This window comes from Sphingomonas pseudosanguinis, from assembly GCF_052056765.1.
Taxonomy (GTDB): Bacteria; Pseudomonadota; Alphaproteobacteria; order Sphingomonadales; family Sphingomonadaceae; genus Sphingomonas; species Sphingomonas pseudosanguinis.
In genome coordinates this window covers 858,823-873,550 of record NZ_CP189888.1, presented here as the reverse complement: position 1 = coordinate 873,550, position 14,728 = coordinate 858,823, and the positions used below count along the sequence as shown (strand labels likewise).

Here is a 14,728-nt window from a genome sequence, read left to right as displayed (position 1 = left end):
CCCCCTCCCCGTCCCGGGGAGGATCTATTTTGGCGCGACCCGTTCGACGATCTGGCGGATGGCCTCACGGTCCAGCGGCTCGGCATCGATCGAATTATGGATGCCGATCCCCTCGACCAGCGCATCGAGCGCGCGCGCGGTCAGCGGGTCGAAGAACCGCTCCAGCGCCGCACGGCTGTTGTTCATCCAGCGCTGCATCACCCGCGACACCGGCGGATGCCGCGCGGCGAAGGCATAGAGTTCATAGCTGAGCAACAGGGTGCGCGGCTCCGCCCAGACCGAGCCGGCGATGATGTCGATGATCGCCGCGCGCGCGCTGTCGCGGTCACTCGCCTCCGCCATACGCGCACCGAACGCCGCCGAGGATTGCTCCGCCAGTTGCAGGAACGCCGCGGTCAGCAATTCCTCCAGCGAGGCGAAATAATAGGTCACCGACCCCAAGGGCACGCCGGCCGCCGCCGCGATCCGGCGATGGGTGGTGCCGGGCACGCCATGTTCGGCGATGACGTCCAGCGTCGCGTCGACGATCCGCTGCCGCCGTTCGGGGTCGTTTCGCCGTGCCACGCGATCGGCCATGCCGGAACTCCATTGCATTACATGTGTACAAATGTACACATGCCGTCCGAACGCGGCGGACGAAAGCCCGCCCTAGCGCAAAAGAGGATGATACGCATGAAGGAGGCTACGCTGTCACGCCGGACGATCATCGGCGGTGCCGCCGCCCTGACGATCCCCGCTCTGGCGGAGGCGAAGGATGGCGGGCATCCCACGGGCCGCACGATCCTGGGCCGGCGCGACGGCCGCTGGCTGAACGCGCCGCGCCAATGGAGCACGGACGGCAGCGGCGACCTGACGCTCACGACCGACCAGGGCACCGATTTCTGGCGGGAAACCCATTACGGCTTCACGCGCGGCAGCGGCCATTTCCTGGGATTTCCGGCGACGGACGCCTTCACCGCGCAGCTCCGCATCCGGGGTCGCTATGAGAAGCTCTATGATCAGGCGGGCATCATGGTGCGAGTCGACGAACGCCGCTGGGTCAAGGCGGGGATCGAGCTGTCGGACGGACAGGCGATGCTCAGCAGCGTGCTGACCGATGGCCGATCGGATTGGGCGACCGGTCCCTATGCGCAGGATGCCAGCGACTTCTGGATGCGCGCGACCGTCGCCAGGGGCGTGTTGCGGTTGCAGGTCTCGGCGGACGGCAAGACGTGGCCGCTCGTCCGGCTGGCCCCCTTCCCGGTCGCACCCGCCTATCAGGTCGGGCCGATGGCCTGCACGCCCGAACGCAGCGGCCTGGCCGTCCGCTTCTCCGACCTGACGATCACCGCGCCGCTCGGCAAAGACCTTCACGACCTGAGCTGATCCCCATGAGCCAGAAGCAGAAGATGTTGGCCGGCGAACTCTATATCGCCGACGATCCCGAACTGGCCGCCGACGCCGCGCGCGCCGCGCGGTGGATGGCGCGCTACAATGCCGCGTCCGATGTCGATGGACCTGCGCGCCATGCGATGCTGGTCGAGGGGCTGGGCCAAGTCGGGGAACGGGTGACGGTGCGCTCTCCCTTTCACTGCGACTATGGCTATAACATTCGCCTCGCTGAGGGCGTGTTCCTGAACTTCGGCTGCGTCATCCTGGACGTGGTCGCGGTGGAGATCGGTGCGGGTACCCAGATCGGCCCGGGCGTACAGATCCTGACCGCCGACCATCCGCGCGACCCGGCCCTACGCGCGCAGGCGCTGGAATTCGGGCGGCCGGTGCGGATCGGGGCCAATGTCTGGATCGGGGGTGGCGCGTTGATCCTGCCGGGCGTCACCATCGGCGACGATGCCATTATCGGCGCGGGCAGCGTCGTGACGCGCGATGTCCCCAGGGGCATGACCGTGATGGGCAATCCCGCGCGCCCCGCCACCCGATGAGCGACCCCCGCCCCACGCCCGCTATCGACCGCACGGGCGACGGCAAGGCGCATTTCGAAGTGCTCGACGGGCTGCGCGGGACGGCGGCGATGCTGGTCGTGGCCTTTCATATCCAGGGCATCACCGTGCTGTTCGATCCGGCGCGGCTGATGCTGCCGCACGCCTATCTGGCGGTCGATTTCTTCTTCGCCCTTTCAGGGTTCGTCATCGGCTATGCCTATGATGATCGCTGGGACGCGATGTCGGTGCGCGGCTTTATCGGCCGGCGTCTGCTGCGGCTGCATCCTTTGGTCGTGCTGGGCACGCTGCTCGGACTGATCAGCTATCTCGGCGATCCCTTTGCCGGCGGGCGACAGGCCGCGCCGCTGCTGTTGGTGCTGCTCGCCTTTGTCGCCGGGCTGGTCGCGTTGCCCGCGCCGCCGCTGCCCAATCGGCTGGGGGACAGCCATCCGCTCAATGCGCCGGCCTGGACGCTGTTGCAGGAATATATCGCCAATCTGGCCTATGCGCTGGTCCTGCGGCGGCTCGGCGTGCGGGCGTTGGTCGCGCTGACCGGCATTGCGGCGCTGGCATCGGTGGCGACCGCGCTGACGCTCGGCTCCTATGACACGGGTTGGGGATTGGACAATTTCTGGGGCGCGCCGGTGCGGCTGGCCTATCCCTTTCTCGCCGGGTTGCTGCTCTATCGACTCCGCGACCGGTGGCCGGCGGTGCGGCTCGGATTTCCGGTGCTCAGCCTGATCCTGGTCGCGCTATTCGCCGCGCCGGTGTTCCCCACTGTCGGGGCGATCAAGCTGAACGGCCTCTATCAGGCGACCTGCGTGCTGCTGGTGTTCCCTGCGATCATCCTGGCCGGGCGGCATTCGCGCGGCAGGCCGGCGATGATAGGGCTATGCCGCCGGGCGGGGCGGCTCTCTTACCCGCTCTACATTACCCATTATCCGTTCGTGTATCTCTACATGAACTGGGTGGCGACACGACCGGCCCATGTCGGCACGACCGCGATCATCGCCGTCGCACTCTATCTCTTCACGCTGGGCTTCGCGCTCGCGGTGCACCGCTATTGGGATGTGCCGTTCCGCGCCTGGCTGAAGCGCCGGGTGCGGGCCTAGCGTCGTTCCAGGATGCGCGCCGGATTGCCGACCGCGACCGCGCCGGCGGGCACGTCGTGGAGGACCACGGCATTGGCGCCGATGATGGCATCGTCGCCGATCCGGACCGCCCCCAGGATCACCGCGCCCGCGCCGACCTGTACGCGGTCGCCGAGGATTGGCGCCTCCATCGGGCGATCCTCGCTGCGATTGCCGAGCGTGACGTTCTGGCGCAGCACACAGTCGTCGCCGATCACGGTCGCGCCATGGACGATGATCCCGCCGAAATGCTCGATACGCAGCCGCCGACCGATCGTCGCGCTATCGGGCAGCGAGATGCCGCACACACATTCCACCCATTTGACGCCCAGCTTCGCGGCCCCGCCCCAGAGCGAACGGACGATCCCGCGCGGACGGGCATAGCGCGCCGCCGCCAGTCGATAAATGGCCAGCGCCCACAGGCCCTGCGCCCACCAACCTTCTCGATAGACGGCCCGATCCTCGCGAATCCGGGCGAAGGGGCCGGGCGAAGGGCTCACGCCGCCGCGACGCCGTCGGGTGCGGGCGCGCGGTGTCGCTTCGCGCCGCTCGCGATCCGGTGTCCCAGCCGGGTCAGCGGCTTTTCGAGATAGAAGGTCGACAGATGCGCCCCCGCAAAGGCCAGCACGAAGCTGCCGATCCGCTTGGTATAGCGCACGGCGACATCGCCGCTGCCCATCCAGCCCGCATAGGTCAGCGGGTGCAGCACGTAGAGCGCATAGGAGATACGCGCGATATAGCGCAGCACCGCCCCGCCGAGCAGCCGCGCCAGCCAGCCGCGCTCCATCGCCAGACTCAGCCCCACGATCGACGCCGCCATATAGGGCCGCAGATAACAGATATAGGGAAAGCGCGCGACGACCGGCTCCAGCATCCCCAGCGTCAGCACTGCGATCAGCCCCAGGATCACGACCGGCCGCGCCGCCCAGGCGGACGGGCGCCAGCCATGATGGATCGCCAGCGCCATCGTCGCTCCGGCCATGATCTCGTCGATACGGTCCAGCGTCGCCACCCCGAATGGGACATGGTGCACCACTCTATAGGCGGTCACCGCCAGCGCCAGGGGCGGCAGCAGCCACAAGGCCCGCCGCCCGCCCAGGCCCACCAGCACGGCGACGAAGGCATAGAATTGCATTTCGAGCGACAGGCTCCAGAAATGCGGGGCATAGGCCAGCGTGGCCTCGCTGGCATTGGCGTAGAACAGCAGATTGGGCAGGATCACCGACCAGGGCGCACCCTGCCCCGCGATGACGAGCAGGATGTATAGCCAGGCCAGCGGCAGGATGCGGAAGACGCGCTTGATGACGAACGGCACGACCGCGTCGTCGCGCAGCAGCGTTCTGGTGATCAGGAACCCCGACAGGGTGAAGAACAACGCCATACCCGTCGCCGCGACCGCGACATTGCCACCCCAGGCGACCGGGCCGAGCGGCAGCATATGGCCCGCCATCACGCCCAGAATCGACAGCCCCCGCCAACCATCGAGCGCCGCCAGATGCGCGCGCGCCTCGGGCCGGGCGGGAGGAACGGCCCGCGACGCGGGTCCGTGCACAGGGTCATGCATCAAGCCCGCTCCGATCCTGGTCGCCTGATACACGCACATAACCCATTCGGGACGATCCTCCTGTCACCGGACAGCCAGCCGCTATCGGGTTCCCCGCACAGGATAAAGCCGGACGAATACGGCCCGCCGTCATGCCTGACCCGTTATGACACGGTGCAGCAATAACAGGCATTGCACGGACAAGACCGCTTCGACCAAAGCCATGCTGCCTTGACGATGCTTGGGGGTTCCGTTGGCGATCGGCTATTTCATCAACCAGTATCCGAAGGTGAGCCACAGCTTCATCCGGCGTGAGATCCTCGCGCTCGAGGCACGGGGCGAGACGATCCATCGCTGGGCGCTGCGGGGCTGGGACGCCGATGTGGTCGATCCCGTCGACCTGGCCGAGCGCGACCGCACGCGCTATTTGCTGCAAGGCGGCGTCGTGCCGTTGCTGATCGCCGGTCTCGCCATGCTCGTGCGCCATCCGGCGCGCTGGCTGGCCGCGATGCGGCTGACCGCCCGGCTGTCGCGCCGCACCGACCGGTCGATCCCGCATCATCTGATCAGCTTCCTCGAGGGCGCACGACTGGCGCGCGAGCTGAACGCGGCGGGCATCCGTCACCTCCACACCCATTTCGGCACCAACGCCGCCGAGATCGCGATGCTGGCCGCCACCATGGCCGGCATCCCCTACAGCATCACCATTCACGGGTCCGAGGAGTTCGACCGGCCGGTCCAGATCAAGCTGGGGCTGAAGGTCGAACGCGCGGCCTTCGTCGCGGTGATCACCGAATTCTGCGCCTCGCAGGTCTATCGCTGGTCACGGCTGCAGGACTGGGCCAAGATCACGGTCGTGCGCTGCGGCCTGCTCGCTGACTTTCTGAAGGCCCCGCCCGCCCCGTCGGTCGAGGCGCCGCATTTCGTCCATGTCGGGCGGCTGTCGGGGGTGAAGGGCCAGCTGCTGATGCTGGAGGCGCTCGCCGAAACCCGGCACCAGGGCGTGCCCGCGACGCTGACGCTGGTCGGCGACGGCGAAATGCGCGCCGATGTCGAGGCGGCGATCGCGCGGCTCGGGCTGACCGATCATGTCACCATCACCGGCTGGGCCGACGAGGCCGAGGTCCGCGCCCAGATCGTACGCGCCCGCGCGATGGTGATGGCCAGCTTCGCCGAGGGGCTGCCGATCGTCATCATGGAGGCGCTGGCGCTTGGCCGCCCGGTGCTCGCGACCAATGTCGGCGCCATCGCCGATCTGGTCCGCACCGGCGAGACCGGCTGGCTGTACAGCCCCGGTTCGGTCCGCGCGATGGCCGATGCCATGGTCGCCTGCGCGCGCGCCGATCCGGAGACGCTGGCGCGTATGGGCGCGGCCGGGCGGGCGCTCGTCGCCGAACGCCATGACCAGATGCGCGAGGCCGAGAAGCTGCACGCGCTGCTGCGCGCCAGCACGGATCGCCCGAAGGTGGCGGCATGATGCCCGCAGGGGCCTGTTCGGAAATGGGACGAATCCACGGCGAACCGCGGGTTGGCGCGGCGCGCAACCACCCGGCCCGCCGATTGTTCGAGGCGCGCCGGACAGCGTATACGATACCGGTTGTGTCAGGGGTTTGGGTACATGCGTAAATTCTGGTTCTGCCTGGCGATGCTGGCCGCATCCGCCTCTGCGGGCGCGCAAACAGGCGCCCCGTCGTCATCGGCCAAGCAGGCCGCTACGACGACGGCGACCGCCACGGCCACCGCCGAGCCGATCGCCGACTATAAGCTCGGCGTCGCCGACAAGGTGCGCGTCATCGTGTTCAACGAGGAAACGCTGTCGGGCGAGTTCACCGTCAGCGACAGCGGCACCCTGTCGCTGCCGCTGATCGGCGACGTCAAGGCGACCGGCCGGACCCCGCGCGAGGTCATCCGCGACATCGAGGCGAAGCTGGCGGACGGCTATCTGCGCGAACCGCGCGTCAGCATGGACGTGCTGACCTATCGCCCCTTCTACATCATGGGCGAAGTCACCAAGCCGGGCGAATATCCCTATTCCAACGGCCTGACCGCGCTCAACGCCGTGGCGCGTGCCGAGGGATTCACCTACCGCGCCAACAAGCGCAAGGTCTTCATCAAGCGCTTCGGCGAGACCACCGAGCACCAGTATAAAATGGACCCCAGCGTCGTCGTCTATCCGGGCGACACGGTGCGGATCGGCGAGCGTTACTTTTAAATCATCGCCCGTTGGGGAACGGGACAACAGGGGGCACCATATGTCGACGAACGTGCGAAAGATGCTGGCGATCGCCGCCATCGGCGCAGGCCTGACCGCGCCTGCGGCGGCGCAGCAGCAGGCAGCGGCCCCGGCGCCGGCCGCCACGGGCACGCCCGCACCCGCGACGGCGGAGCCCGATCCCGCCGCCGTGCAGCGCGTCGTCGAGGCGGTCAACGCCGCCATCGCCGCGCAACCCGCGACCGCCACCGCGCAGGATATCGAGGCGGCGGTGATGTTCGCCATCTCGCAGCAGCAGCAGCCGGCCCCCGTGTCGCTCGCCGCGCTCAACTTCGTTGTCAACCAGCAGGGCAATGCCGCGCGCAAGGTCAAGGTCGCCTTGGTCAATGCCCGCGCCGCCGTCCGGCGTGGACAGGCCGGCACGGGCGGCACCGGCGGGGCAGCGGGCAATGCCGCCAGCCTGGCCGCCGGGCCCAGCGTCGGCGGTGGCGGCGTCGGCGTGAACTACACGACCCAGAATTAAGACCAGAAAACCATAACAGACATGAGCCGGATCTTCGGGGAGCCGGCTCCAACTCATGGGGACACCAATGTTTCGCTATTGGATGGCGGGCGCGACCGCTTGCGCGCTGATCCTGCCGGCCGCGGCTCAGGCACAGATGAATGGCAACGCCATCGAAACCGTGGTTCCGATCAGCTTCGATCGCGGCCGCAACGAAAGCGTGCTGGAGCGTGGCCGCCCCGAAACCAACCCCATCGGGTACAAGCTGGGCGGCTTTACCGTCCTCCCCTCGCTCGACACGCAACTGGGCTATACCGACAACGTCTATCAGACGACGTCGAACGAGACGGCGGACGGTTTCCTGCGCCTCGTGCCGCGTGTAACCGCCCGGTCCGACTGGTCGCGCCACAGCCTGCAGCTGAACGGCTCGGCTGACATCTACCGCTATCTCGACGCCAAGCCGCGCAACCAGGACGGCTGGTCGATCGGCACGATCGGGCGGCTGGATGCGACCAGCGACGTCGCGATCACCGCCGCGCTCGACACCGCGCGCCGCTATGAATCGCAGTTCTCGGGCGCCGCGCTGGTCAATGTGCGCAGCGTCACCCCCTTTCAGCAGAGCCAGGCGCGCCTGATGGCGGAAGGGCGCTTTGCCCGCGTCCGGATCGTCGGCAGCGCCGATTACGCGAAATACGACTTCCAGTCGGTCCGCACGCTGAGCGGCTTCCTGGTCTCGCAGGACAATCGCGACCGCGACGTGGCGCGCGGGGCGGTGCAGCTGGAATATGGCCTGACCCCCGATACCGGCGTGTTCGGCCAGGTGACCTATACCGGCACCAGCTATGACCAGGCGCTGGCCCCCGGCATCGCCAACCGCGATTCGAAGGAAGTGCGCGCGCTGGCCGGCGTCTCGCTCGACCTGACCGCGCTGCTGCGCGGATCGGCCGGCATCGGCTATATCGACCGCCGCTTCACCGCGCCGATCTACCAGAATATCAGCGGCTTCTCGTTCGATGCGAAGATCGAGTATTTCCCGTCGCAGCTGACCACCGTCACCTTCAACGCGTTCCGCGACATTCAGGATTCGACCTTCGGCGGCAGCGGCTTCTTCAACACCGGCGCGGCGATGCGGTTCGATCATGAACTGCTGCGCAACCTGCTGCTCTCCTACGGCGTCTCCTATGCCCAGAACGACTTTATCGGCGTGCGTGGCAAGGCGCGCGTGTCGCAGGTGTCGGGTGGCGCAAACTACCTCGCCAGCCGCCTGCTGACCGGTCGCCTCGACCTCAGCTATGCGCGGCGCAACAGCGACTTCATCGGGCTGAACGGCCCCGCCCTCTCCGAATTCCGCGCCCTCGCCGGCGTTTCCATTCATCCGTAAGGCTTTGAAGACCATGCTCATGGACCATAGCGCAGAGCCGTTCGCCGATACGGCCCCCTCCACCGGACCCGGGGTCGTGCGCGCGCTGTGGAGCGCGACGATCAGCATGTTCCGTCGCCGCTGGCGTATCTTCGCGGTGGTGGCGATCGTCACCTTCGTCGTGGCCGCCGCGCTGATCCTGATGATGCCCTGGAAATATCAGGCGGTGGCGCGGGTGAAGATCGATCCCTCGCCCAGCGCCGCGCTCGGTCAGATGAGCGGCGAGCGGCCCGACCAGAACATCTTCGACACCGAAGTCAACGTCATGCGCTCGCGCAACATCGCGCTGGCGGTGGTCGACCGGTTGAAGCTGGCGAGCGATCCGGCCTTCACCAAGGGGATGAAGCCGCTGCCCGCGACCGCCACCCCGGCGCAGCGCGAAAAGCGCGACACCGAACTGGCCGACCGTCTGCTGGGCAAGCTGAGCACCGCGCGCGACAAGATGACGTACATCGTCAATGTCGGCTTCACCGCCAGCGACCCGCGTCTGGCCGCCGATGTCGCCAACGCCTTCGCCAACGAATATATCGCCTATAGCGTCGGCCGGCGCACCGGCACCGCCAGCCGCGAGACGAGCTATCTCGACCAGCGGCTCGCCGCGCTGAACCAGCAGGCGATGCAGGCCGATGCCCGGCTGGCGCAATATCGCGCGCAGACCGGCATCGTCAGCGGCGGCGACGCCACCGTCACCGACCAGCAGATCAGCCCGCTCGCCTCGCAGCTGGCCACCGCCGAGTCCGAGGCCGCCGCCGCCCAGGCGCGGCTGCGCGTCGCGCGCGCCCAGATCGCCTCGGGCGGGATCGATGCGGTGTCGGCCGTGCTCAATTCGCAGGTCATCGCCGATCTGCGGTCGCAGCGTGCGCAGGTGATCCAGCGCCAGGGCGAAGTGTCCGCCCGCTATGGTCCGCGTCACCCCGAGACCATCAAGGTCAACGAACAGCTGACCGCGATCGACCGTCAGATCAAGGATGAGGCCAGCCGCATCATCGGCGGCCTGGAGAGCGAGGCCAATGCGGCCCAGGCGCGCGCCGCCAGCCTGCGGGGCGATATGGGCCGTCTGCGCGGACAACAGTCGACCGACACCCGTGCCAGCGTGATCGCCGACAATTACCAGCGTCAGGCCGATGCCGCCCATGCCGCCTACAACAAGCTGGCCGAACAGGCGCAGCAGATGAACCAGGTCGCGCGCAGCTCGCTGAGCCAGGCGCAGGTCATCGAAAGCGCGGTGACGCCCGAGGCACCCTCCTCGCCCAATCGCCGCATGCTGCTGATGCTGGCGGGTCTGGGTGCGATGGTGCTGGGTGCGATGTCAGTCGTCACGCGCGAAGTGCTGGCCAGCGGCATCTACTCGACCCGCGATGTCGAGGCGCTGGGTCTGCCGGTGCTGGCGAGCGTACCGCGCATCCGCTCGAGCAAGCTGCGCAACGCCGCCGGCGAACGCTGCGCCGCCCCCGCCCTGCTCCTCGAAAAGCCGATGAGCTCCTATGCCGAGACCTTCCGCGTGCTGCGTCACGCCTTGTCGTCCGGCCCCGCGCGGCAGGGCGCGCGCGTCGTCGCGCTGCTCTCCAGCCTGCCCGACGAAGGCAAGACCAGCAGCGCGCTGGCATTGGCGCGGATTTGCGCGCTGGCGGGCGAGAAGGTGCTGCTGATCGACACCGACCTGCGTCGTGCGGGCATGCTGGGTGCCGCCAATATCCGGCCCGAGGCGGGGTTGATCGAGGTGCTGACCGGCCAGCGTCCGGTCGATGAGGTGATCATCCCGGATCAGCTGCCGGGCCTCGACCTGCTGCCCGTCGCCAGCAACTCGTTCATGGCCGAGGACCTGTTCAGCGGCGAGGGCATGCAGGCGCTGCTCCGCGACATGGCGGCCCGCTATGACCGCATCATCCTCGACACCGCGCCGCTGCTCGGCGTGGCGGAGAGCCGGACGATCGCCCGGCTGGTCGATGCCGCCATCCTGGTCATCAAATGGGGCGACACACCGGTGAATGCGGTGAAGTCGGCATTGAACGGGCTGGCGCAGGACGGCGTGCCGCTGATCGGCGCGCTGTTCTCGATGGTCGATGCCGGCGAGGAAGCGTACGGCGCGCTATATTATTCGTCCAAATACAATGCCTATTACCGCTCGGAATGAGCGGCGGCCCGCCATCGCCCATGCGGCCAATGCCGCGGCGATGGCGGCGCTGGGCGCAGCGCTGGTCTTCACCGTCTCGACATTGAGCAGCGAGGCGCGTGTGGTCCGCACCCGCGAGGCGTCGGTCCGGCAGGCGGCGGGGCTGGCGACCGAGGCCGACGACCAGGACTATCTGCGATCGACCGTCCCCGCGAAGGACCTGCCGGCCCGCGCCGTGCTGCTACGCGGCGTAATGCGCGCGCGAGCAGCCGCTGCCGACCCCGCCGGGGCGGCAGGGATGCTCGATCAGGCTCGCGCCGACATCGCGGTCGCACGCGCCAGCCGGCCGATCTGGGGCGAGGCGGAGGTCGCGCGCGCCTATCTCGAATTGCTGGCACACGGCGCGGAGTCGCCGCAGGCGATCCAAGCGCTGGCGCAAAGCTATATCGCCGCGCCTTATCTGCGCGACAGCGCGCCGTGGCGCATCCGTTTCGGCGTGACCGTCTGGCCGCGCCTGGATGCCGCCACGCGCGATCATATCGTCAACGAGACCGCGTGGCTGGCCCAGGCATCGGGCCGCAACTATGCCTATGCGCTGGGGCTGGTCGCCGGCTCGCCCGCCGAGGCGTTGGTCAAGAGCCGCATCCCCGCCTGATCCTCCGCCGCCTCCTCGACGAAGCGCGAGGCGCGGCCCCAGACCAGCCCGGCCAGCACCGCCGCCGCCGAGGCGAGCGCGGGCATGTCGAGCGCGACATCGGTACTGGCGCACACGACCATCACGCCCAGCGCCGCGACCAGCGCGACCACCACCGGCTCGCGCAGCCGGTGCGCGCGACGGAAATAGGGAAAGAACAGCGCGACCACGAGCAGCGCCATGATCGCCAGATAGGGATAACCGCCCGTGATCAGCAGCGACAGCACGATGTTGTGGGTCGAATGGACGAACCAGGCGATATGCGCCTCATGGATCGAGGCGAAGCCGTGCAGCGCCGCATCGTCCAGCCCGCCGGGACCATAGCCCAGCGGCGCGGCCGCGACGAGGCGGGAATAGAGGTTCCACAGCTCGGTCCGCTCGACCCAGTCGCCCTGGATGTCCGCGACCCGGTCGAAGGTGGCATCGCCCAGCAGGCCGAATACCACCACCAGCACGCCGATGATGCCGGCGCCGACGATCAGCCCGCGCACGGCCCCCCGCTGCCGCCGCAGCCAGAGCCGCCCGAACTGCCAGGCCAGCAGCGCCAGCGCGATCAGCATGACTAGCAGCGCGGTGCGCGATCCCGTGATCGCACAGGCGCCGATCCCGCCGAGGAGCGCGATGGGCGCGACGATATGAATGATGAGCGGCGCCGACATGCTGCGGTCCAGCGCCAGCGAGAAGCCGCGTCCGGCCGCGAGCACCGCCAGCACCGCGAAATAACAGGCCGCCGAATTGGCGTTGAGGAAGGTGCCGGTGAAACGCTCGCGCAGGTCGCCCTTGTCGATCCCCCACACCGCGTTCGGATCATAATGCCGGAACGCGAGTGCGATCGCGATATTGACCAGCCCGAACAGCAGCCAGCGATCGACCGTCAGCCGGACGCCGCCGCGCCGCCAGCCGATGGCGGCGGCGGCGGTCATCAGGGCCAACCCGCCCAGAAAGCGCGCGCTCGCCTGGGGCGACAGGTCGGGCGCGCTCCAGTGCCGGCCAAAGGGATCGGCCGCGAACCAGCTCGGGCTGGCGATCCACGCCCAGGCGAGCAGCCCCAACCCGAGCGGAACCGCGAAACGTCGCCAGAAGGCGGTGCTCGGCCATAGCAGCACCAGGATGACGAGGCCGCCGACCAGCTCGACCGCCGCCGCGATCGTGGCGAGGAACGGGCCGTCGACGCCGAGTGCCACGACCTCGCCGAAGATGATGGCGGCCAGCAGCGTGCCGGCGACCCTGATCCTGTTGTCCGTCGCCGTCATCACCCGTCCCCAGCACGCCCCGCCGCCCGACCCGGCGGCGGGGCGGTGCGTCAGGGGTTTTCGAGGTCCTCGACCGTCACGACATCGATCGCCGCCCGATTGGCATCGAGATAGGCCATCAGCTGGTCGAAGGCGGGCTGCCAGTTGGACAGCGCGCCGCTCAGCCCGTCGTGAAATACCAGGAACCCCACACCTTTTTGCGCCATGGCGCGATCGACATGGTTTTTCCAGTAGCTGGTATAGATTGACGCGCTGTTACCCCATTGGAATTCCCCCGCGCCCATCGCGCGGATACGCATCGGATCGCCCCAGGGATAGGTTTCGACCTGCCCGAACTCGCCGAAATAATAGGCGCGCATCGACCGGAAGGCTTGCCGGAACATCGGATAGGCGATCATGTCGGTGACGCCGACATTGCTGAAATAGCTGCCATGCCCGCCGCCGGTCAGGCCCAGCGCATTCTGCCAATTGCGTAGCCGCGCCATCTCGGCGGTGCGCTGGTCGGCGGTGATCACGTCGATCCCGCCGGGGCCGCTATTATTCTCGGTCGACCAGGCCTGGCTGGCGATCTGCCACCCCAGATTGTCGTGCAGGGTCTTCAACTGCGCGACCTGCAGCTTGCCCGCCTTGCCGGTGTCGGTCGCCGCCGAGACATAGAGGACCCCGCGAAAGCCATAACGCGCCATCGCCCGCGCGGCATAGTTGACGGTGTTGGGATATTGATCGTCGAAGGCGATGATCATCTTGGCCTTGGTCAGCGCGTTGGCGATCAGCTCGACATTGCCGACCGCCATGGTCATGCCCGCCGAGTTGTTGGGCGCGGCCTCCACCATCGCCCAGGTCACCGCGGTCAGGTCCGCGCCGCTGCCGACCGCTGTGAAGGCGCCGACCGGGATGGTGAACGATCCCCAGCGCTGCTCGCCCCCCTTCTGCCCCTCGCGGATCAGGCCCGCCGCGTTGAACTCGTGATAATTCGCACCCGGATTGGCGGGACCGCCCGTCGAATAGAGGCGGATCTTGTAGGTGCCGAGGCGCGGATCGACATTGGCGATCGGCTTGGTCCAGATGCGGACCAGCTGGCCGGTCGCATTGACCGGGCCGGCCATCGTCGTCAGCGGCCGCAGCATCCGCGATCCGAACCCGTTCATCGTCAGCGTCAGGCGCGTGTCGCCATAGAGCGGATCGGCCGCGACATCGCTGACATCGGAAGGCGCCCCCGTCAGCCGGCCGACCTGATCGAACGAGGCCAGCACGGCGGTCGGCGTCGCGATCCGATAGCGTTGGTGGATACGCCCGCCGACCGGCGGGGCCTTGTCGCCATCGGCCGGCTGCTGCGGCCAGTCGGGGCTGGGGATGGCGGTGAGCGGCGCCGCGCCCGGGGCCAGGGTCTGGGCAAGGCCGGGCGGGGTCGCTGAGGCGGTGAGCAGCGCCAGCCCGAGGAGCAGGCGCTTCATGCCGGCACCCGCGCCAGCTGCGCGTTGCAGCCGGTCGTCCCGGACAGGCTGATGTCGACCACGGCCCCCGCTCCCAGATATATGTTGGTGCCGCCGCCCGTGTCGGACGCGGTGCGGGTCAGCAGCGGCAGCATGGTGACGCCGTCCGCCGCCAGATAGCGCAGCGTCAGGCTGCCATAACCGCCGCAGCTCTGGTTCAGGATGTACAGCCCGCCAAGCGCCGTGACGGGCGCGGCCGCGACATTGTTGCCCGCCAGCACCAGCCGCTCGGCACGCGTGGCGACCGGCATCGGCGTGTCACCGGACACGGCGGCGCAACGCCCATCGGCTAGCGACGTGCAGGGTGCGGTCAATGGCGCATAGCCCGCCGGCGCGGCCACCTGCTGCGCGTGTGCCGTCCCGGCCGAACAGCCGAGCAGCATCGCCATGATGCCCGCCGCCCCCATTCGGGTCTTCGTCCTCGTCATGCTTTCCTCCCACGATCAGGA

Annotated in this window: 15 protein-coding genes; 9 read left to right on the top strand and 6 right to left on the bottom strand. The window is 68.4% G+C overall.

Features of this window, described 5'->3' with window-relative positions; all coding sequences use genetic code 11:
* Positions 1-24: 24 nt before the first annotated feature.
* Entirely contained in the window at positions 25-576 is a 552-nt protein-coding gene (locus ACQHGV_RS04005; RefSeq protein WP_440979520.1) for a TetR/AcrR family transcriptional regulator, read from the bottom strand.
* A gap of 96 nt (positions 577-672) precedes the next feature.
* On the opposite strand from ACQHGV_RS04005, the gene ACQHGV_RS04000 reads away from it, so the two are divergent.
* Genes ACQHGV_RS04000 through ACQHGV_RS03990 form a run of 3 tightly spaced genes read left to right on the top strand, consistent with a single transcriptional unit; the run spans position 673 to position 3,031 of the window.
* On the top strand, positions 673-1,365 hold the full coding sequence (locus tag ACQHGV_RS04000) for a DUF1349 domain-containing protein (protein WP_440979519.1): 693 nt from the start codon (positions 673-675) through the stop codon (positions 1,363-1,365).
* A 5-nt stretch (positions 1,366-1,370) separates the two neighbouring features.
* Positions 1,371-1,919 carry a sugar O-acetyltransferase gene (locus ACQHGV_RS03995; RefSeq protein ID WP_440979518.1) on the top strand — a complete coding sequence of 183 codons (549 nt, stop codon included), beginning with the start codon at positions 1,371-1,373 and terminating at the stop codon, positions 1,917-1,919.
* Positions 1,916-3,031: an acyltransferase family protein gene (locus tag ACQHGV_RS03990; RefSeq protein WP_440979517.1), complete on the top strand. Its 1,116-nt coding sequence runs from the start codon at positions 1,916-1,918 to the stop codon at positions 3,029-3,031. The genes ACQHGV_RS03995 and ACQHGV_RS03990 overlap by 4 nt, the downstream gene beginning before the upstream one ends.
* Here ACQHGV_RS03990 and ACQHGV_RS03985 read toward each other — a convergent pair.
* On the bottom strand, positions 3,028-3,549 hold the full coding sequence (locus ACQHGV_RS03985) for a serine O-acetyltransferase (protein ID WP_440979516.1): 522 nt from the start codon (positions 3,547-3,549) through the stop codon (positions 3,028-3,030). The two genes, ACQHGV_RS03990 and ACQHGV_RS03985, sit on opposite strands and share 4 nt — an antisense overlap.
* Positions 3,546-4,613 carry an acyltransferase family protein gene (locus tag ACQHGV_RS03980; RefSeq protein WP_440980132.1) on the bottom strand — a complete coding sequence of 356 codons (1,068 nt, stop codon included), beginning with the start codon at positions 4,611-4,613 and terminating at the stop codon, positions 3,546-3,548. The genes ACQHGV_RS03985 and ACQHGV_RS03980 overlap by 4 nt, the downstream gene beginning before the upstream one ends.
* Before the next feature lie 232 nt (positions 4,614-4,845).
* Here ACQHGV_RS03980 and ACQHGV_RS03975 point away from each other — a divergent pair, with 232 nt between their 5' ends.
* From ACQHGV_RS03975 to ACQHGV_RS03950, 6 genes are all read left to right on the top strand, one after another.
* On the top strand, positions 4,846-6,069 hold the full coding sequence (locus tag ACQHGV_RS03975; RefSeq protein WP_440979515.1) for a glycosyltransferase family 4 protein: 1,224 nt from the start codon (positions 4,846-4,848) through the stop codon (positions 6,067-6,069).
* Between the two features lie 141 nt (positions 6,070-6,210).
* Positions 6,211-6,804 (top strand): polysaccharide biosynthesis/export family protein, encoded by a 594-nt coding sequence (locus ACQHGV_RS03970; protein ID WP_440979514.1) that lies wholly within the window; start codon positions 6,211-6,213, stop codon positions 6,802-6,804.
* Between the two features lie 40 nt (positions 6,805-6,844).
* Positions 6,845-7,327 (top strand): hypothetical protein, encoded by a 483-nt coding sequence (locus ACQHGV_RS03965; RefSeq protein WP_409786767.1) that lies wholly within the window; start codon positions 6,845-6,847, stop codon positions 7,325-7,327.
* A gap of 67 nt (positions 7,328-7,394) precedes the next feature.
* Complete coding sequence (locus tag ACQHGV_RS03960; RefSeq protein ID WP_440979513.1) at positions 7,395-8,687, top strand: outer membrane beta-barrel protein; 1,293 nt, start codon at positions 7,395-7,397, stop codon at positions 8,685-8,687.
* A 19-nt stretch (positions 8,688-8,706) separates the two neighbouring features.
* A complete protein-coding gene (locus ACQHGV_RS03955; protein WP_440979512.1) occupies positions 8,707-10,860 on the top strand; it encodes a GumC family protein in 2,154 nt (717 codons plus the stop codon).
* Entirely contained in the window at positions 10,838-11,494 is a 657-nt protein-coding gene (locus ACQHGV_RS03950) for a hypothetical protein (protein WP_440979511.1), read from the top strand. The genes ACQHGV_RS03955 and ACQHGV_RS03950 overlap by 23 nt, the downstream gene beginning before the upstream one ends.
* Here ACQHGV_RS03950 and ACQHGV_RS03945 read toward each other — a convergent pair.
* From ACQHGV_RS03945 to ACQHGV_RS03935, 3 genes are read right to left on the bottom strand one after another with little or no spacing between them, the layout of a single operon-like run.
* Positions 11,428-12,786, bottom strand: a complete 1,359-nt coding sequence (locus tag ACQHGV_RS03945) for an O-antigen ligase family protein (protein ID WP_440979510.1) — start codon at positions 12,784-12,786, stop codon at positions 11,428-11,430. The genes ACQHGV_RS03950 and ACQHGV_RS03945 overlap by 67 nt on opposite strands.
* A gap of 50 nt (positions 12,787-12,836) precedes the next feature.
* Complete coding sequence (locus tag ACQHGV_RS03940; protein WP_440979509.1) at positions 12,837-14,240, bottom strand: hypothetical protein; 1,404 nt, start codon at positions 14,238-14,240, stop codon at positions 12,837-12,839.
* Positions 14,237-14,707 (bottom strand): hypothetical protein, encoded by a 471-nt coding sequence (locus ACQHGV_RS03935; protein WP_440979508.1) that lies wholly within the window; start codon positions 14,705-14,707, stop codon positions 14,237-14,239. The genes ACQHGV_RS03940 and ACQHGV_RS03935 overlap by 4 nt, the downstream gene beginning before the upstream one ends.
* Positions 14,708-14,728 lie beyond the last annotated feature (21 nt).